The sequence below is a fragment of the Streptomyces sp. NPDC033178 genome (genome assembly GCF_055577685.1).
Window position 1 is genome coordinate 524,507 of sequence record NZ_JBVIPT010000004.1, and the last position, 17,072, is coordinate 541,578.

The following is a 17,072-nucleotide window of genomic DNA, read 5'->3' on the forward strand; positions in this document are numbered from 1 at the left end:
AACCTCCGACAATAAACAAGCCCCAGGCCACTGACCTGGGGCTTTCGATAAGAGCGGGTGACGAGAATCGAACTCGCACTCTCAGCTTGGGAAGCTGATGTTCTACCACTAAACTACACCCGCGTAAGACGCCGGTTCGGACGGTTTGGACCGGGGTCGGAAACGCGGAATCACCATACCTCATGCCAGGCCCCCGGCGCTGAAGCCGTGGGGCCCGGTGCTGTTTCGGGGGGTGGACGGGGCTGCGGGGCGCGGGAGTTGGGGCGTACGGTGGAGGGGTTGAAGAGGGGCTGCGCGGGATCGGAGTGCCGCCTGGAGGGTCGTCCTCTTCGTCCCGTAATGTGGCGCTTCCTCGTCAGTCAGACGCCGCTCCTGGGGAAGGGACTCTGAGGACTTGATGGAACGCAGCACCGTCGTCCGTTGTGCCGAAGGGCACGTGTTCAGCACCGCCTCGCTTCCGATGCAGCAGGCCGATCGGCTCGGCCCCGGCCGGCTGATCCGTTGCCCACGCTGTGCCCGGCTCCGCAATGTCGTACCCGTGGAGTTCGAGAAGCGCTGAGTCCTGAGCGCTGAGCACACGAAAGCGAGCAGCGCGCGTACGCAGTGCCGGGTACCGCGCGTTCGCCCCGTTCCCGATCGCCCGGGTTCGCCACGATCACCGGATTGTGGTGGGCCCGGGCGCTCTGCGTATCCTCGGGACGTGCTTCTCTCTGACAAGGACATCCGGGCCGAGATCGACGCCGGGCGCGTACGGATCGATCCCTACGACGAATCCATGGTGCAGCCGTCGAGCGTCGACGTGCGGCTCGACCGCTACTTCCGGGTGTTCGAGAATCACCGTTACCCCCATATTGATCCGTCCATCGAGCAGGCGGATCTCACTCGGCTCGTCGAGCCCGAGGGCGACGAGCCGTTCATCCTGCATCCCGGGGAGTTCGTCCTCGCGTCGACGTACGAGGTCATCACGCTTCCCGATGATCTGGCGTCCCGGCTCGAAGGCAAGAGTTCGCTCGGGCGGCTCGGGCTCGTCACGCACTCCACCGCCGGGTTCATCGACCCCGGCTTCTCCGGGCACGTGACCCTTGAGCTGTCCAACCTCGCGACCCTCCCCATCAAGCTCTGGCCGGGCATGAAGATCGGGCAGCTGTGTCTGTTCCAGCTCAGCTCGTCGGCCGAGTTCCCCTACGGCAGCGACCGGTACGGGTCCCGCTACCAGGGGCAGCGCGGACCGACCGCCTCCCGCTCCTTCCTCAACTTCCATCGGACCCAGGTGTGAGCGGCGGAGACATGGGCGGAGACGTGCGCGAGAACCTCAGCTACGAACGTTTCGGCCTCGCCGTCCGCGAGCTCGCCCAGACCATCGCCGACGACGGGTACGAGCCCGACATCGTGCTCAGCATCGCCCGTGGCGGTGTCTTCGTCGCCGGCGGGCTCGCCTACGCCCTCGACTGCAAGAACATCCACCTTGTGAACGTGGAGTTCTACACGGGGGTGGGGACCACGCTGGACATGCCCGTCATGCTCGCGCCCGTTCCCAACACCATCGACTTCTCCGACAAGAAGGTGCTGATCACGGACGACGTCGCCGACACCGGCAAGACGTTGAAGCTCGTGTACGACTTCTGCGTCGACGCCGTTGCGGAGGTACGGTCCGCCGTCATCTACGAGAAGTCGCAGTCGCTCGTGAAGTGCGAGTACGTGTGGAAGCGCACGGATGAGTGGATCAACTTTCCGTGGAGTGTGTTGCCGCCTGTGGTGAAGAGGGCCGGGCAGGTTCTCGACGCGTAGCGCTCCGCTGGGGTGCCCGCTATTGGCTGCGGGTGCGCTGTGGCTTGTCGCGCAGTTCCCCGCGCCCCCTAAGGGGGCGCGCCTTCATGTGCCGCTCAGGGCTTGTCGCCCTGGGCGGTTTTTTCCTGCCGTTAAAAAAACGCTTGCGTTTCGCTAGTGGTCCCCGTAGCGTTTGTGTACGAAACCGTTTCGTATCGATCGAGGGGAGGGGCAGGTCATGGCCGTGAGCAGTCCGGTGTTCATCGCCCTCGCGCTCTCCCTGGTCTCCGCGCTCTGTTACGCGGCGGCCGCCGTGGTCCAGGAGCGGACCGCGGCCGGTACGGCCGATCTGCGGGGCACGCTCGCCCGCGGTTCGTGGTGGGGGGCCGTCGGGCTCAACGCCTCCGGCGCGCTGCTGCACGTGGTGGCGTTGCGGTACGGGCCCCTGACCCTCGTGCAGCCGCTCGGTGCGCTGACCCTCGTGGTTGCGGTGCCCCTCGGCTCGCTCGCAGCCCGCCGCCGGACCTCTGGTACGCAGTGGCGAGGCATGGGCCTGACCCTCGTCGGGCTCGCCGCGCTGCTGGCCGCCACCGCGGCGGGCAACGCGCCCGACGACACCCTGGGGACCGGTGAGGTGCTTGGGGTGGCGCTCGTCGCCTTCGCCGTCATCGCGGTGCTCGTCCGCTTCGCCTCCGGCAGCTCCGCCCTCGGCGGTCTCGCCTTTGCCGCGGCCTCCGGTATCGCCTCCGGGGTCGGCTCCACGCTGGCGCAGAAGCTCGCCGTCGGGCCGACGCTGTCGTGGAGTGTGGCAGTGGTCGCGGTGCTCACCGTCGCGTTCGCCTCGGGCGGGCTGCTGCTCTCCCAGAAGGCGTACCGCAGTGGCCTCGGCGGTCCGCTGGCCCTGCTGACCCTCGTCAACCCGGTCGCCGCGGCCGTCATCGGCATCAGCCTGCTCGGGGAGGGCTTCCAGTACGGCACGGCCGGCACCCTGATCGCCCTCGCCGGCGCCGTGGCGGCCGCCCGGGGCGTGGTCCTCCTCAGTCGTCCTCAGCCGCGATACGACCTGCCCGGCGGCCGACCTGCCTCCGCCCCCGCCTCCGCCCCTGCCCCTGCCCCTGCCCTCGATCTCACCCCTGCCCTCGATCTCACGCCTGCCACCACTCCCGCCCCCGCCCCCGCCCGCGCCCGGTTCCTCCGCGCCCGGCTCCCGTCCGCCCCGCGCGTACGGCCCGTCGTCGTCGAGCTCACCGGCACGAGCCGGACCGTCTGAGAAGGAGATCACCAGACATGACCATGACCGCCACCACGGCCACAGCCGCGACCATGGCGAAGCCCCTTCCGCTGCGGCCCCGGACGACCGTGCGCGCCGCGGGACTCGTGGACGTACCGGCCGTGGCCCGCCTGATCGCGCCGGCCGATACCGGAGTCGTCCCGCACGTCCCGCATGTCCCGCATCATCCGGACGCCGCACCGGTGGACTGGGACCAGGCCCGCCGTGCCATGCGGCTGATGCTGGCCCACCACGTCCTGGAGGACGGTCAGGTGTGGGTGGCCGAGCGCGAGGACGGCACGCTGCTCGCGGCCGCCGTCTGGCTGCCGCCCAGCTCCGGTGCCGAGCCGCCCGACCAGCGCTTCAGCAGCCTGCTCTCCCGTGAGCTCGCCCTCGGACCTGAGGAGCGCCCGTTCCCGCCGGCCGGCCTCAAGAAGGCAGCGTCCGACGAGTCCCACTGGAAGGTGGCCGTCGTCGGCGCGCTGGACGACACCAGCGCCTGGGACCACACCGTCGCCGCCGACCTGCTGGCACCGGGGCTGCGTGCCGTCGACGAGGAGGGCGGCACCGCCGTCGCGGTCACGCTCTCCGCCCGTCACGGGGACCAGTTGCGGCCGCTCGGGTTCCGCCGGCCGCGCGCGGTCTGCCTCACGCCGGGTGGGAGTGTGTGGATGACGACCCGTCAACCTGCGCGCACAGTACGGGAATCCGTTGCACCAGGTTGTTTCCGAAGCCTCCCCGGTTCCAGGGCTGCGTGACCGGCTGGGTGTTGCCCGCGGCGTCCGTGGCCCGAGCCGTCAGGACATGGGTGCCGGGGGTCGCCGTCCAGGGTGCCTGCCAGTGGCGCCAGGACCAGGCGTGGCCCGGGCGGTCGTCCGGCGGGTCGAGTTCCGCCTCCTGCCAGGAGCCGCCGTCGTCCGTGCTGACCTCGACCTTCGTCACCGGGGCGTGGCCCGACCAGGCGCGGCCCTCCAGCCGCAGTGGACCGGGGCGTACGACCCTCGTGCGGGACATGAAGTCCGGGAAGCCGGGCGGGACCATCAGCGCGCGCGGGGCGATGCGGGTCACCGGGTCGCCGGGCTCGTCGGGGGACTGGCGGTAGCGGTACGCCACCGACTGCTGGAAGCCGGTGAACGGGGTGTCCGTCAGCGTGATGTCCCGCAGCCACTTCACATGCGCCATGCCGTACCAGCCGGGGACCACCAGACGCAGCGGATACCCGTGCTGCGGTGGCAGCGGGGCGCCGTTCATCTCGTACGCCACCAGGACCTCCCGGTCGGCGGCCGTGGCGTCCGCGAGCGTCAGGCTGCGGCGGTAGTCCTGCTCGACGCCGCGTTCCACGCCGTGGTCGGCTCCCGTGAAGACCGCCTCGACGGCGTCCGGCCCGACTCCGGCCTCGGCGAGCAGCGTCCGCAGGGGTACGCCGGTCCAGTCCGCCGTGCCGACCGCCTCGACCAGCCAGGGCTGGCTCACGGGGCGTGGGGTGAGGCGGGCCCTGCCGTTGCCCGCGCACTCCATGGTCACGCGATGGGTGACGGGCGGGAGGGAGTACAGGGCGGACAGGTCCAGGACCAGGGGCTCCCGGACCAGGCCGCCCACCGTGAGCGTCCAGGTGTCGGCCTCGGCGGGCGGCACGTGGGGGATGTCGTAGTGGACCAGTACGTAGTGCAGGCCGGGCGGGGTCACGTCGTGGCGCAGCGCCTCCAGGAGGAGGCCGTGGTTGCGGGCCGCGAGAGCCAGCTCCTCGTGGCTGATGTCCTCGTCGGGTCCGGCCACGCGGCCCGGTGTGCTGACGTCGGCCAGTGAGCGCGCCGCACCGATGCGGCCGAGACCGCGGCCGTTGCCGCGACCGCCCCCGCCGCTCACGCCGCCCCCGCCGCTCACGCCGCCCCCGCCGCTCACGCCGCCACCACCGCTCACGCCGCCCCCGCCGCTCACGCTGCCACCGCCACCGCCACCACCGCGGCCGCCACCACCGCGGCCGTCGCCGTCGCCCTCGTGACCGTGTCCCTGCCGTCCGCTGCCGCCGTCCATGGCTCCATGGTGCTCCCCTCGCCCGGCCCGGGCACCCCGCTCGCGATTGCCAGTCACGGCGAGCGGCGAGACCCTTGACATATCGGCCCTGGGGCGGATGAAACGTGCGATCGCGGACGGACCGTACCTACCGGGCCTCGCGAGGAGAGCGATCGTCATGGGCGGCACCACCGGCACGACAGGCACCAGCAGCGGCGGCACGGGTGGGATGGACGGTACGACCCTGGAGGCGATGCGGACCGGACTGCGCGGCCCGGTCATCGCTCCCGAGGACGCGGCGTACGACGAGTCCCGGTCGATCTACAACGCGATGATCGACCGGCGGCCGGCCGCGTTCGTGCGGTGCGCGGACGCCGGGGACGTGATGAACGCCGTCGACTTCGTCCGTGACCACGGGCTCGAACTCGCCGTGCGCGGCGGCGGACACAGCGGCCCGGGACTGTGCCTGGTGGACGACGGCGTCACCCTCGACCTGTCACCGATGCGCTGGGTACGGGTCGATCCGGTCGCGAAGACCGCGCAGGTCGGCGGCGGCAGCCTGCTCGGCGACCTGGACCACGCGGCGCACGCCTTCGGCCTCGCCACCCCCGCCGGGATCATGTCGACGACGGGCGTCGGCGGACTGACCCTCGGCGGCGGACACGGTCACCTCACCCGCAAGTACGGGCTGACGGTGGACAACCTGATCTCCGCGGACGTCGTCCTCGCCGACGGCAGCTTCGTCACGGCGAGCGAGAATTCGTACTCGGACCTCTTCTGGGCGCTGCGCGGCGGAGGCGGGAACTTCGGAATCGTCACGTCCTTCACCTACCGGCTGCACCCGGTACACACCGTGGGCGTCGGCATCACGTTGTGGCCGGTGGACCACACGCGTGAAGTGCTGCGCTGGTACCGCGAGTTCCTGCCGCAGGCGCCCGAGGACCTGAACGGCTTCTACACGGTGCTCGCCGTGCCGCCCGGGCCGCCGTTCCCGGAGGAGCTCCACGGGCACAGGATGTGCGGTGTCGTGTGGTGCTGGACCGGTGACCTGGCCCTGCTGGACGAGACGCTCGCGGTGGTGAACGACGCGGGCCGGCCGACCTTCCACTTCACGACCCCGATGCCGTACCCGGCGCTGCAGAGCATGTTCGACGAGCTGATCCCCAAGGGCCTGCAGTGGTACTGGCGTGGCGACTTCTTCGACCGGATCACCGACGAGGCCGCCGACATCCATCTCAAGTACGGCGAGAACCTCCCCACCGACCTGTCGCTGATGCACCTCTACCCGGTCGACGGAGCCGCCGCCCGGGTCGGCTCCTACGACACGGCGTGGGCCTACCGCGACGCCCACTGGTCGGGCGTCTTCGCCGGCGTCGACCCGAACCCGGACAACGCCGAACTCATCAGGCAGTGGTGCACGGACTACCAGGAGGAGCTGCACCCGTACTCGATGGGCGGTGCGTACGTGAACTTCATCGGGCCGGGTGAGGGCCAGGAGCGGGTCAGGGCCACCTACCGTGACCACTACGACCGGCTCGCGGAGGTGAAGCGGACCTACGACCCGCACAACCTCTTCCACGCCAACCAGAACATCGAGCCGGCGCACTGGCCCCAGGGCGACGCCTAGGGCCCGTCGGACAGGCCCTAGAACGTACCGAGCTTGATGATCGACAGCAGGGCGATCAGCTGGATCGCCGACGCTCCCAGGGCCTTGGGCCACGGCAGGTCGTGCGACTTCTTGACCATCAGTGTGAAGAGCACGCCCGCCCCGACCCAGGTCGCCCAGCCCAGCAGCTGCACGAACGGCGCGTCGCCGCCCGCGAACATCGCGACGACCAGTCGCGGCGCGTCCGTGAGGGACATGATCAGCATGGAGAGGCCGACCGTGGGCTGCCAGGCGCCGTCGCCGCCGAGCTGGCGGGCGAGGGTGTGCGTGACCACGCCCAGGATGAACGCGCTGAGGACGATCGCGATCGACGTCGTCAGGACGATGGGCACCGCGTTCGACAGGGTGGCGTTTATGACGTCCGCGCGGGCGCCGTCGAAGCCGAAGACCGCCAGCAGGCCGTAAAGGAACGTCACGATGAGGGCAGGGCCCCACATCGTGTAGTCGCGCATCTGCAGGAAGGTCTGGTTCGGGCGCATGACGACGCCGGTCAGCAGTTCCTTCCAGTGCAGCCGCGGGCCCACCGGGGGCGCGGTCGTCTGGCCCGCGCGATACGTCCCGCCCGGGTTGTACGGGTCCTCGCCGATGGAGAACGCGGTGGTGTGACCCGGCTGGTTCGCCGCGTACGGGTCCGGGCCCTGACCGTGATGGTCGTGGTCGCCGAAGTACTCCGGCTCACCGTGCCCGTTCCCCTGGGGCCACTGCTGCGGCCCGTTGCCACCGCCACCGCCGCCATTGCCGTACCGCTGCTGATGCTGCTGCGGGTACGGCTGGGGCGCGGGGGGATAGCCGTACGACGGGCCGCCCTGGGGGGCCTGCTGTCCGTAAGGCTGCTGCCGCGCCTGTTGCTGCGGGTGCGCCTGCTGCGTGCGGTTGTCCCGGCCGCGTCCGATCCTGAATCCAGCCACGTAATCGAACGTACCTGGTCCCGCACAGTGACGTGCCGGGCCCGGGGCAACGGGCCCGGCTTTGCTGCCGAGCTGTGACATCCCCTAAGGGACTTCCCAGGGGACCGGCGAGGGTTCTCCGGGGAGATTCTCGGGGACTTTTCAGTGGCTGCTCAGGGTTTGGCCGTACGCGAGCCCGCCGGCCACGGCCGGGAGGCCGAGCTTGGCGGGCGTGACCGTGTAGGAGCCGTCGGCGCTCGCGTGGGGGAGCACCCACACACCGCCGGACCTCGTGTTCTCGCCGGGGGAGCCGACCGCGATGTCCGCCCTGCCGTCGTGGTCGTAGTCACCGGCCGCGACGGCGGCACCGAAGGCGTCGCCCGCCTCCGCGACGCCGGGGACGCGCGGGGTGTCCTGCTGGTACGCGACGGAGTGGCCCTCCCCGTACGCGTCGACCAGGCCGGTCTCCCCGCCGAACAGGAGGGTCGCGGCGCCCGCGCCCGCCCGGGTGCCGATCGCCTCGCCGGGGGCGCCCGCGACCAGGTCGTCGCGGCCGTCGCCGTTCACGTCCGCGACGGCCAGGGAGGCGCCGAAGCGGTCGCCGGTCTCGGCGACGCCCGGCACGCCGACCGTGTTCTGGTCGAGGGTCTGCGCGCGGTGTCCGAAGGAGCCGTCCGGGCCGCTGCCGTAGTGGACGTGGATGCCGCCGCCCTTCGCGTACTCCTCCGGGCCGCACGGGTCGTCGATGTTCTCGTCGGCGATCTCGCGGCACTCGCCGAGGGCCAGGTCGTCGTTGCCGTCCCCGTCGAAGTCACCGGCGGCGAGGGCCGAGACACCGGCGTTGTCGGTGTTCCAGGTGTTGGCCATGCCCTGCTCCGCCGCGTCCCAGGCCCACAGCCGTACGTGCGACTGGGTGAAGGGGGCGTCGACCGTCCAGTACGCCAGGGCCAGGTCCGCCGTGCCGTCGGAGGTGAAGTCGCCGGTGGCGAGGATCGGGGCGCGGCCGCCCATGGGAGCGTCGAGGACGGTGGTAAGGCTGCCGTCGGCGGTGCGCAGCACGACTCTGTCCCGGCCGCCGATCACGATGTCCCTGCTGCCGTCCCCGGTCAGGTCGGCCGCCGCGACCGACCCGCCGTACGCCGCCGAGGCCGCCGGGCCGGTCAGGACCGTGGACCCGTGGCCCGGGCCGCCCTTCGCGCCGCCCACGACGGTGACCATGCCCGCGTCCACGCCACGGTCGGTGACGTCCTCGCCGGGGGCGCCGACGAGCAGCTCCGCGATGCCGTCGCCGTTGAGGTCCTCCAGAACCACGGAGGCGCCGAACCGGTCGCCCGTCTCCGGAGAGCCGGGCACTTCGGCCGTGGACTGGCTGACCCGGATGCTGCCGTGGGAGCCCAGCCCCTTCGGACCGCCCCACACGACGTTGACGTAACCGGCCTTCGCCTTGCCGCCGACGGCCGCGTCGGGGACGCCGACGGCGAGGTCCGCGTAGCCGTCGCCGTTGAAGTCGCTTGTGGTGGGGGAGGGTTGGGCCGCGACCGCGGCGGGCGCGAGTGTCAGGCCCGCGGTGACCGCCGCGGCGACGGTGGCGGCGATTGCGTACGTCCGTATGTGCACGGGGGCTCCAGGGTGGTGACCGGGGACTGTGGTTCACCTGTGTGACACCTGGAGGCCGCCAGGGGTTGTGGCCCCGTACGCGTTCGTTGCCGCGTGCGCGATTCTCGGGCCGTCAGGCCCAGAACTCGCTCTCCTTCTCCATGTCCTCCTGGCATTCGTCGATGTCGGTGAACTTGTCCCCCACGATCCGGAAGACGAGGCAGCCGTTCTGCTCGATCCGCTTGCCGTTGCGCTCGGCCGTGTAGCGGTGCACGGAGACCGCGTGGCCCCGGCCGTCGACGAGCACATGGCTCAGGTCGACGCTGAAGGTCCCGCCCGTCTCCTCGAAGAGCCGGCCGTACAGGCCGATGATCGAGTCCTGCCCTTTGTAGTCGCCGGACAGCTGGTGACTGCCGGGGACGTGGTGCGTACAGTCCGACGCCATCAGACCGCGCAGGGTGTCCATGTCACCCCGCGTGAAAGCCTCATATCCCTTGCGGACGAGCGTTGCGTTCGGGTGTTCAGCCATCGTGATCGCCGCCTTTCCTTTGCCTGGCGTCTTATGGCCGACGTCTTGATTATCCGCGCTATTCGGCCTTCGTGCCGAGTTCGCACCACACGTACTTGCCCGCCGTGCCGTTGACCTGGAACCAGCCCCAGTCGTCGGCGTACGCGCGCACGATCCGCAGGCCGCGGCCCGTCTCGTCGTCCTGGGGCTTCGTGGTCGGCGGCGCGGGATCCGTGTCCCACGCGCCCAGCCGGAACGAGTTCCCCGACCGTCTGAGCTTCAGGGCGGCGGGGCCCTCGGTGTGCCGGATGGCGTTCCCGAGGAGCTCGGAGGCGAGTAGCTCCGCCGGTTCGACGAGGGCGGGGAGGTGGTGGCTGGTGAGGATGTCGCGGAGGGCGCGGCGGCAGATGCCTACGGCTCGGGGGTCGTGGGGGATGTAGAGGGTGTACTCCCAGGGGGTGGGCATGGGCATGCGGTCTCCTGGTGGGGAGTGGTGGGGGGTTGTCGGGGCGGTGGCTCTGTCTGGCCCGGCATGGCGTGGCGTGGCATGACGGGGGGATGCACTTCCGCTCCGAGGAGTGTTCGTTGCGTCACTTACAGTAGGGGTGGTGTATCACCCCGGTCAAGGTGAACTGGAATACTCGTAGTCCCAACTGCCGGGAAGGAAGGGCCGTATGCCTGCAAGAAGCATCGTCACCGCGCGCCAGCAACGGCTCGGCGCGGAGCTGCGAAAGCTCCGGGAGCGGGCGGGGCTGACCGCGAGGGAGGCGGCCCAGGCGTCGGGCATCGCCGAGAGCAAGATCTCGATGACGGAGGCGGGCCGCGTCGGGGTGAGCGCGGAGCGGGTGCGGCATCTGGCCGACCAGTACGCGTGTGATGACGCCGCGCTTGTGGAGGCGCTGGTGGGCATGGCGGCCGAGCGAGGGAGCGGCTGGTGGGAAGGCTGTCGGGGGAAGGTGCCTGCCGGGTACCTGAACGTGGCCGAACTGGAGCATCACGCGGCCGAGTTGAGGACGTTCCAGACCGTGCACATGCCCGGGCTGTTGCAGACGGAGGAGCAGATGCGGGGCATCTTCGCCTCGTCGGTGCCGTTGCTCTCCGAAGAGCAACGCGAAGCGCGGGTGCGCTATCGGCTGCGGCGCCAGGAGGTCCTGGGCGAGGTCGCCTACGAAGCCGTGATTCACGAAGCCGCGCTGCGGATCCGAGCCGCAGACAGCAAGGTTGCCAGGAACCAGTTGCTGCACGTCCTGGAGCAGTCGGAAAGACCTCAAGTGACCGTGCGCGTTGTGCCGTTCGACGTGGACGGCTTTGCCGGGATCAGTGCTCCGCTGGTGTACGCGAGTGGCCCCGTTCCGCAGTTGGACACCGTCCTGGTGGACACCAAGCACGGGGGTGCCTACCTGGACGCGGAGGCTCAGCTCAACCGCTATCGGGCGATGCTTCGCACGATCGAGAAGGTGGCCCTGGGCGTCGTAGAGTCAAGGGACTTCATCCACCACCTCCTTCAGCGGATGTGAAAGGCCTCAACATGGCACAGGAAGCCTGGCAGAAGTCCTCCTTCTCCGGCGGGGGTGACAGCGACGACTGTGTGGAACTCGCCGCACGCCAAGACACCCTTCTCCTCCGTGAAAGCGACGAGCCCGACACGGTCATAGCTGCCACCGGGGTCGGGCTCGCCGCCCTCATACGGCACCTTCGCCCGTAGGGGCAGTGGGCAGCGCTCCCTCCAACTCCCTCGCCACCGCAAGGGTGTTGGCGAGGCGGGCGCGCTCGTCGTCCCCCAGCGGGACCCCGCCGACCTCGGTCAGCAGGGCGCGGGCCCGGGACGGGTCGTCGAGGCGTAGGGCGAGTTCCGCGCGGTAGACGAGGGTCTCGACCAGCTCGACAGGGTGGGCGGAGGCGCGCTCGCGGGTCAGGGTCGCATCCAGGATGCGGGCGGCCTGGTGGGCGTCGCCCTTGGAGTCGCCGAGGACGATGGCGTTCTCCAGGACCTTGGTGAGCCTGCCCGTGGGGTACGAGGACTCGTCCGGTACGTCCTTGTCCTCCGTCGCCGGGAAGAAGCGGATCCAGTTGCCGCCCGGGTCGACGACGCTGAAGCCGGACTGCTTGCCGGTGTTCTTGCGCCGGCGGGGGCTGGTCATCCGGGGGATGCCGGACACGAGGACCTTGCCGAAGGCGGCCCGCATGGCCTCGGCGAAGGCCTGGTGGATGGCCCCGGTGTCGGGGACGATCACCACGCACGAGCCGTACGACTGCTCGGGGTCGAAGCCCTCGATCCCGGCGAAGTGCAGTTGGAGGTCCTCGCGTTGGACGCTGACGTAGGGGTTCGGGCGGGTCTGCCGATAGGTCGTGGTGAAGCCCAACTTGCCGTAGAACTCGGTGATCTCGTCGATCGACCGGCAGGGCAGCAGGGGGATGGTGACCTCGTTGGCCATGCGGCTCCCTCGGGCAGTCGCGGTAGTCAAACTTGATGACTCCCCGAGGGTAACCGCGGCGCGGCCGGTGTGGACGGTCGGTCCACGGCCAATCCGTGGTCAATCCGCGATTAATCCGCCAGCTCGGCCCAGAAGTTGGTGAGAGCGGTCTGGCCCAGGCTCGCGAGGGTGAGGACCTGGGAGCCGGTGCCCGTCGGGCCCGACGAGGTGCCCGGCAGGAGGTGGAGGCGCTGTGGTGTCGACGGAGCCGCGGCGAGCAGTTCGGCGCGGCCGTCGCGGGTGTAGTCACGGAGGCTCACCGAGTAGCCGAACGCGGCCCGCTCGCCGGGTTCTCCCTCGATGCCCGCGGTGTTGTAGTCGTAGGCACGGGCGTTCTTGCCGGTGAGGCCGGACGCGCTGCCGCGCAGGACGGTGACCGCGCCGGCCGCCATCCGGGGCGGCGGGCCGCCCGCCTTGACGGACATGCCCGTGTCGGCGGACGTCTCCGCGGCGATGATCTCGCCCGGGGTGCCCACGGCGAGGTCGGGGTAGCCGTCGCCGTTGGTGTCGGCGGCCGAGACGTCGCCGCCGAAGTCGTCGCCGGTCTCCGGGGTGCCGGGTACGCCGGACGTGGCCTGGGTGAGGGTCCTCACCGAGCCGCTGGGGCCCGTCGAGGTGCCGGGCAGGACGTACACCGCGCCGCCGGTGCCCGCGCGTTCGGCACCGATCGCCAGGTCGCCGTATCCGTTCTTGTCGAAGTCGGCGATCGCAGCGCCGCTGGACACGAGGGTCGTGGAGGACGGGAGCTTGACAGTCTTGGTCCGCTTCGGGGAGCCGGAGCCTCCCTTGTAGAACCAGACGGTGTCCCTGAACGCCCCGACGGCCGTGTCCCATTCACTGCCGAGGACCGCGAAGTCGACGGTTCCGTCCTTGGTGACCTTTCCGGCGACCACCGTCTCCGGAGTGATCTCCTCGCCGCCGCGCGGGTCGAAGTCGGTCACCTTGCCGTGGGAGCCGGACGTGGTGAACGGGCCGCGCATGAACAGGATGTTCTCGGAGTCGACGGCGACCACGTCCGGCCTGCCGTCCGCGTCGAAGTCGCCGACCGCGATGTCCTTGGCGAAGCTGCGGTCCTCGTAGAGGGGGTTCATGTACGAACTGCCGCGGGTGAGACCGGACTTGGAGCCCCACAGCACGGTGAACGCGCCGGAGCGGCCGTCGTTGGTCTCGCCGATCGCGGTGGCGACGACGTCCGCGTACCCGTCCTTGTTCAGGTCGGCCGTGGTTACGTCCGTACCGAAGTAGTCGTTCGACTCCGACGCGCCGGGGATGCCCGGGCTGTTCTGGGTGACGACCGTGCGTCTGGAGGGGTCCAGCCCCTTGGCCGTGCCCCATATGACGACGACCGCGCCGGCGTTCTGCGCCTCGCCGACCTTGGCACCGCGATCACCTACGGCGAGGTCGCGGTAGCCGTCGCCGTTGAAGTCGTCGACGTACTTGGCGGCGGCCGCGGAGGCCGGAGCGGCCAGGGCGAGCGGGGACAGGCCGGAGACGAGCATGGCGGCGGCCAGGAGGCAGGTGCGCTTTCGCAAGAGGACTCCAAAAGTGGGCGGTTGACTCAAAGGAGACCATTGGAGATAGGGGAACGGTTGTACGGAGGTTTGGTGAATTTCTGTGGCTGGTGATTTCGGTGTGGCCAAGGGGGCGTACACACGCAAACCGGGCCCGGCACCTGGGAGGTGCCGGGCCCGGTACGACGGTGAGCGAGCGCTCAGGGTCAGTTGGTGAGGCCGGCGCCGAACGCGCCGTACGTGTACGGGCGGGCGAACGCGCCGGGGCCGAAGCCGCGGTCGCCGTTCGGGGAGATGCCGGTGCCGTCGGAGAGCATCGCGGTGACCGCGCCGACGCCCTCGCCCTCGAAGCTCGCGGAGACCGTGTAGTCGGCCTTGCCGTCGGCCGTGACGTCGGTGAGGAGGACGTCGGAGCCGAAGTAGTCCATGGCTTCCGCGCTGCCCGGGACGCCCGAGGACGCCTGGGAGAGGGTGCGGCCGCCCGTCTCGGAGACGCCGTCCGCCGAGCCCTGGAGGAGGACCGTGGAGCCGGTGTCCTCGATCGTCTCGATGTCCTCGAAGATGACGCCGATGGCCAGTTCGCCGTAGCCGTCGCCGTTCACGTCACCGATGGAGAGCGCGCTGCCGAAGCCGTCGCGCTCCTCGTCCGCGCCGGGCACGCCCGGGGAGTCCTGGGTGAGTTCGGCCATGGGCGCGTCGCCGTTGACCGGGCCGCCCGCCGAACCGCGGACGACCGTCACCCGGCCGCCGAGGCTGCCGGAGTGGTCGTCCTCCGCGGTGAAGACGTTGCCGAGGGCGATCTCGCCGTAGCCGTCCCCGTCGATGTCGCCGATCGCGATGGACGTGCCGCCGCCGAGGCCGCGCGGCACGGAGGTCTCCAGGCCGGCGGACGTGCCGAGATACGCGACCCCCTTGGACCAGCTGTTGGGACCGTCCCCGGTCAGCTCGGTCCGGTACGTCAGCACGAGGTCGGCCTTCCCGTCGCCGTTCGTGTCACCGGCCTTGATCGCGTCGGCACCGTACGGGGTGGTCTCGGGCAGCGCGATCCGCTGGGCGGCGCCGGTCGTGCCCGAGCGGGTGAAGCCGCCCTTGACGACGTACGCGTGCGAGGCGGTGGTGCCCGCGGCCAGGTCGGCCTTGCCGTCGCCGTCGAAGTCGCCCGCCGTCAGGACGCGGCCGAACTCGTCGTGCGTGCCGGCCGCCGGGTCCTTCACCGTCGTACCGCCCGCGACACCGCTCGCGCCGCCCCACAGGACGGCGACCGTGCCGCCGTCGACATCGCTGTCGACGTCCTCGCCGGACGCGCCGACCGCGAGGTCCGCGTAGCCGTCACCGTCGAAGTCGGCGACCGCGAGCGCCGAACCGAAGGTGTCCTCGGCCTCCGGTGTACCGGGCACACCGGCCGAACTCTGGTCGATCACCGTGTGGTTGGCCGGGTCCAGGCCGGTCGCGCTGCCGTAGACGACGGCCACGTACCCGGCCATGCCCTGGTCGCCGACCTTGGCGTACGGCGCGGCGAAGGCCACGTCACCGAAGCCGTCGCCGTTGAAGTCGCCCTTCAGGCCCGAGGGGGCGGCGGAGGCGGTGACGGGGAGGGCGATCAGGAGCCCGGTCGTGAGGGCGGTGGTGAGCGTCGTGGCCAGGAGGAGCGTGCGCTTGCGCAAGGGAGGTCTCCGGTAGTGGGGACGACGGGCCCCGCACCTGTGTGGTGCGGGGCCCGTCGGATGGTGAAAGAGGGACGGGACGTGCTCGGTCGGCGAACTCAGTCGGCGAAGTTGACGCCGAACGACGGCGTGCCGGTCGTCGACACACCCGCGCTGCTCGGCGAGACGGACCGCGAGCCGGACGTGGTGATCTTCGTGCCGTTCGACGGCAGGTACAGCACCGCGCCGTTGCCCGCGTTCTCGTACGAGCCGACCAGCAGGTCGGCCCGGCCGTCGCCGTTGACGTCGTCGAGCTTCGCGTCCGCGCCGAGCGCGTCGTTCTTCTCGTCGCTGCCGGGCACACCCGCCGTGCTCTGCGCGAAGTACTGGGTGCCGGAAGCGGTGTCGATGCCGTTCGCCGAGCCGTACAGGACGGTGACCGCACCCGTGTCCGTGATGGAGTTCAGGTCCTCGCCGGCGGAGCTGACCACGATGTCCTGATAGCCGTCGCCGTTGATGTCGCCGAGGTCCAGCTCGTAGCCGAAGAAGTCGTTCTTCTCCGAGGTGCCGGGGACGTTGCCGGTGTTCTGGGTGATGCCCGTGGTCGCGCCCGGTCCTTCGGCGGTGCCGTAGGTGATGTTCACCTTGCCGCCGAAGGCCGAGTCCGGGACCGTCGTGCCGTCGGTCGTCGTGTTGCTCCAGTACGCGCCGGAGACGATGTCGCCGAAACCGTCGCCGTTGACGTCGCCGATCGCGGTGATCGCGCCCGGCTTCACGATCTGCGCCGAGGACATGGCGAGGCCGCTCGCGGCGCCGGGCACGAAGTAGTTCCTGGCCCAGCCGTAGTCGGTCTCCGTCTCGAAGCCGTCGACGACCAGGTCGGTCTTCTTGTCGCCGTTGACGTCGCCCGCGGTGAGGTTGATCGGGCCACGGGCGTCGCCGCCCGACTGGATCGGGGGCTTGAGCGTGTACCGGCCGCCCACGGCGGTACCGGACGCGCTGATGCCGCCCTTGTAGACGTAGACCGTGCTGGAGGAGTTGCCGACGGCCAGGTCGGCCGTGCCGTCGCCGTCGAAGTCGCCGGCGGCGAGGTTCTTGCCCCAGTAGTCGTGCGAGGAGACGGCCGGGTCGGCGATGGTGACGCCCTTGCCGGTCAGACCGCTCGCGGAGCCCCACAGGACGGCGAGAGTGCCGCCGTTGGTGTCGCTGCCGACCTTCTCCCGCGGGGCGGACACGGCGAGGTCGTCGTATCCGTCGCCGTTGAAATCGGCGTACGCGGTCTCCGCGCTGAAGCCGTCCCCGGCCTCGGCGGTGCCGGGGACCCCGGCGCTGTCCTGGCTGAGCGTGGACCGCTTGGCGGAGGACACTCCGGTGGCGGTGCCGTAGAGGGTGACGAGTTGGCCCGCGGTCGCGCGGCCGTTCACGTAGGCGCCCGCGGCCGAGAAGGCCACGTCGCCGACGCCGTCGCCGTTGAAGTCGGCGTGCGGCACGGTCGTCGAGTCGGCGGCCGTGGCCGTCATCGCCGAGAAGGTGAGCAGACCCCCCGTCAGCGCGGCAACGGACGCCGTCGCGAGGGTGAGTCGCAGATGCTTGTGCATGCGGGATTCTCCTGCTGCATGCGGGGGCGCCTGGCGGGCGCCCGCAGCCAATGGGGTGCGTACCGCTCGCATTTGCCCGGAGTTCTCCTGGGCTTTACGGGCGGTTGGCGATCACAAGACCCATGAGGAGGGGGCAGGG

The 17,072-nt window shown here is 70.7% G+C and carries 16 protein-coding genes and 1 tRNA gene; 7 read left to right on the forward strand and 10 right to left on the reverse strand.

Annotated features, from left to right (window positions below; all coding sequences use genetic code 11):
- Positions 1-52 precede the first annotated feature (52 nt).
- A tRNA-Gly gene (locus ACZ5VQ_RS13090) sits at positions 53-123 on the reverse strand.
- A gap of 577 nt (positions 124-700) precedes the next feature.
- Here ACZ5VQ_RS13090 and dcd point away from each other — a divergent pair.
- The 4 genes from dcd (at position 701) to ACZ5VQ_RS13110 (ending at position 3,795) form a co-directional block, all read left to right on the forward strand.
- Positions 701-1,276, forward strand: a complete 576-nt coding sequence (gene dcd / locus ACZ5VQ_RS13095; protein WP_143640041.1) for a dCTP deaminase — start codon at positions 701-703, stop codon at positions 1,274-1,276.
- Positions 1,277-1,287: 11 nt separating this feature from the next.
- The gene (locus ACZ5VQ_RS13100) at positions 1,288-1,788 is read left to right on the forward strand and encodes a phosphoribosyltransferase (protein ID WP_469104926.1); all 501 of its coding nucleotides are present in this window, start codon (positions 1,288-1,290) and stop codon (positions 1,786-1,788) included.
- 217 nt (positions 1,789-2,005) lie between these two features.
- Positions 2,006-3,037, forward strand: a complete 1,032-nt coding sequence (locus ACZ5VQ_RS13105; RefSeq protein WP_469104927.1) for a DMT family protein — start codon at positions 2,006-2,008, stop codon at positions 3,035-3,037.
- Positions 3,038-3,054: 17 nt separating this feature from the next.
- A complete protein-coding gene (locus ACZ5VQ_RS13110; RefSeq protein WP_469104928.1) occupies positions 3,055-3,795 on the forward strand; it encodes a hypothetical protein in 741 nt (246 codons plus the stop codon).
- On the opposite strand, the gene ACZ5VQ_RS13115 is transcribed toward ACZ5VQ_RS13110, so the two are convergent.
- The gene (locus ACZ5VQ_RS13115; RefSeq protein ID WP_469104929.1) at positions 3,686-5,071 is read right to left on the reverse strand and encodes a sulfite oxidase; all 1,386 of its coding nucleotides are present in this window, start codon (positions 5,069-5,071) and stop codon (positions 3,686-3,688) included. The two genes, ACZ5VQ_RS13110 and ACZ5VQ_RS13115, sit on opposite strands and share 110 nt — an antisense overlap.
- A 208-nt stretch (positions 5,072-5,279) precedes the next feature.
- On the opposite strand from ACZ5VQ_RS13115, the gene ACZ5VQ_RS13120 reads away from it, so the two are divergent.
- Positions 5,280-6,677, forward strand: a complete 1,398-nt coding sequence (locus tag ACZ5VQ_RS13120) for an FAD-binding oxidoreductase (protein WP_469105029.1) — start codon at positions 5,280-5,282, stop codon at positions 6,675-6,677.
- A 17-nt stretch (positions 6,678-6,694) separates the two neighbouring features.
- On the opposite strand, the gene ACZ5VQ_RS13125 is transcribed toward ACZ5VQ_RS13120, so the two are convergent.
- The 4 genes from ACZ5VQ_RS13125 to ACZ5VQ_RS13140 all read right to left on the reverse strand — a co-directional run bounded on the left by ACZ5VQ_RS13125 (position 6,695) and on the right by ACZ5VQ_RS13140 (position 10,179).
- Positions 6,695-7,705 (reverse strand): Yip1 family protein, encoded by a 1,011-nt coding sequence (locus ACZ5VQ_RS13125; protein WP_469104930.1) that lies wholly within the window; start codon positions 7,703-7,705, stop codon positions 6,695-6,697.
- 60 nt (positions 7,706-7,765) lie between these two features.
- Positions 7,766-9,220, reverse strand: coding sequence for an integrin-like protein (locus tag ACZ5VQ_RS13130; protein WP_469104931.1), 1,455 nt, complete (start codon positions 9,218-9,220; stop codon positions 7,766-7,768).
- Positions 9,221-9,332: 112 nt separating this feature from the next.
- The gene (locus tag ACZ5VQ_RS13135; RefSeq protein ID WP_469104932.1) at positions 9,333-9,728 is read right to left on the reverse strand and encodes a nuclear transport factor 2 family protein; all 396 of its coding nucleotides are present in this window, start codon (positions 9,726-9,728) and stop codon (positions 9,333-9,335) included.
- A gap of 58 nt (positions 9,729-9,786) precedes the next feature.
- Entirely contained in the window at positions 9,787-10,179 is a 393-nt protein-coding gene (locus ACZ5VQ_RS13140; RefSeq protein ID WP_469104933.1) for an ATP-binding protein, read from the reverse strand.
- A gap of 202 nt (positions 10,180-10,381) precedes the next feature.
- Here ACZ5VQ_RS13140 and ACZ5VQ_RS13145 point away from each other — a divergent pair, with 202 nt between their 5' ends.
- Complete coding sequence (locus ACZ5VQ_RS13145) at positions 10,382-11,224, forward strand: helix-turn-helix domain-containing protein (protein WP_469104934.1); 843 nt, start codon at positions 10,382-10,384, stop codon at positions 11,222-11,224.
- 11 nt (positions 11,225-11,235) lie between these two features.
- Positions 11,236-11,412 carry a DUF397 domain-containing protein gene (locus ACZ5VQ_RS13150; protein WP_469104935.1) on the forward strand — a complete coding sequence of 59 codons (177 nt, stop codon included), beginning with the start codon at positions 11,236-11,238 and terminating at the stop codon, positions 11,410-11,412.
- Here the strand turns inward: ACZ5VQ_RS13150 and ACZ5VQ_RS13155 are convergent.
- From ACZ5VQ_RS13155 to ACZ5VQ_RS13170, 4 genes are all read right to left on the reverse strand, one after another.
- Positions 11,390-12,142, reverse strand: a complete 753-nt coding sequence (locus ACZ5VQ_RS13155; RefSeq protein ID WP_469104936.1) for a VOC family protein — start codon at positions 12,140-12,142, stop codon at positions 11,390-11,392. The genes ACZ5VQ_RS13150 and ACZ5VQ_RS13155 overlap by 23 nt on opposite strands.
- A 110-nt stretch (positions 12,143-12,252) precedes the next feature.
- Positions 12,253-13,713 (reverse strand): FG-GAP-like repeat-containing protein, encoded by a 1,461-nt coding sequence (locus tag ACZ5VQ_RS13160; protein ID WP_469104937.1) that lies wholly within the window; start codon positions 13,711-13,713, stop codon positions 12,253-12,255.
- A 185-nt stretch (positions 13,714-13,898) separates the two neighbouring features.
- Positions 13,899-15,356 (reverse strand): VCBS repeat-containing protein, encoded by a 1,458-nt coding sequence (locus tag ACZ5VQ_RS13165; protein ID WP_469104938.1) that lies wholly within the window; start codon positions 15,354-15,356, stop codon positions 13,899-13,901.
- A 98-nt stretch (positions 15,357-15,454) separates the two neighbouring features.
- Entirely contained in the window at positions 15,455-16,933 is a 1,479-nt protein-coding gene (locus tag ACZ5VQ_RS13170) for a VCBS repeat-containing protein (RefSeq protein WP_469104939.1), read from the reverse strand.
- Between the last annotated feature and the right edge of the window lie 139 nt (positions 16,934-17,072).

Excerpts from the sequence above, each read along its gene's own strand:
- ACZ5VQ_RS13100 (WP_469104926.1), top strand. The coding sequence starts at position 1,288 with ATGGGCGGAGACGTGCGCGAGAACCTCAGCTACGAACGTTTCGGCCTC.
- ACZ5VQ_RS13105 (WP_469104927.1), top strand. The coding sequence starts at position 2,006 with ATGGCCGTGAGCAGTCCGGTGTTCATCGCCCTCGCGCTCTCCCTGGTC.
- ACZ5VQ_RS13110 (WP_469104928.1), top strand. The coding sequence starts at position 3,055 with ATGACCATGACCGCCACCACGGCCACAGCCGCGACCATGGCGAAGCCC.
- ACZ5VQ_RS13115 (WP_469104929.1), bottom strand. The coding sequence starts at position 5,071 with ATGGACGGCGGCAGCGGACGGCAGGGACACGGTCACGAGGGCGACGGC.
- ACZ5VQ_RS13120 (WP_469105029.1), top strand. The coding sequence starts at position 5,280 with ATGGACGGTACGACCCTGGAGGCGATGCGGACCGGACTGCGCGGCCCG.
- ACZ5VQ_RS13125 (WP_469104930.1), bottom strand. The coding sequence starts at position 7,705 with ATGTCACAGCTCGGCAGCAAAGCCGGGCCCGTTGCCCCGGGCCCGGCA.
- ACZ5VQ_RS13135 (WP_469104932.1), bottom strand. The coding sequence starts at position 9,728 with ATGGCTGAACACCCGAACGCAACGCTCGTCCGCAAGGGATATGAGGCT.
- ACZ5VQ_RS13140 (WP_469104933.1), bottom strand. The coding sequence starts at position 10,179 with ATGCCCATGCCCACCCCCTGGGAGTACACCCTCTACATCCCCCACGAC.
- ACZ5VQ_RS13145 (WP_469104934.1), top strand. The coding sequence starts at position 10,382 with ATGCCTGCAAGAAGCATCGTCACCGCGCGCCAGCAACGGCTCGGCGCG.
- ACZ5VQ_RS13150 (WP_469104935.1), top strand. The coding sequence starts at position 11,236 with ATGGCACAGGAAGCCTGGCAGAAGTCCTCCTTCTCCGGCGGGGGTGAC.
- ACZ5VQ_RS13155 (WP_469104936.1), bottom strand. The coding sequence starts at position 12,142 with ATGGCCAACGAGGTCACCATCCCCCTGCTGCCCTGCCGGTCGATCGAC.
- ACZ5VQ_RS13170 (WP_469104939.1), bottom strand. The coding sequence starts at position 16,933 with ATGCACAAGCATCTGCGACTCACCCTCGCGACGGCGTCCGTTGCCGCG.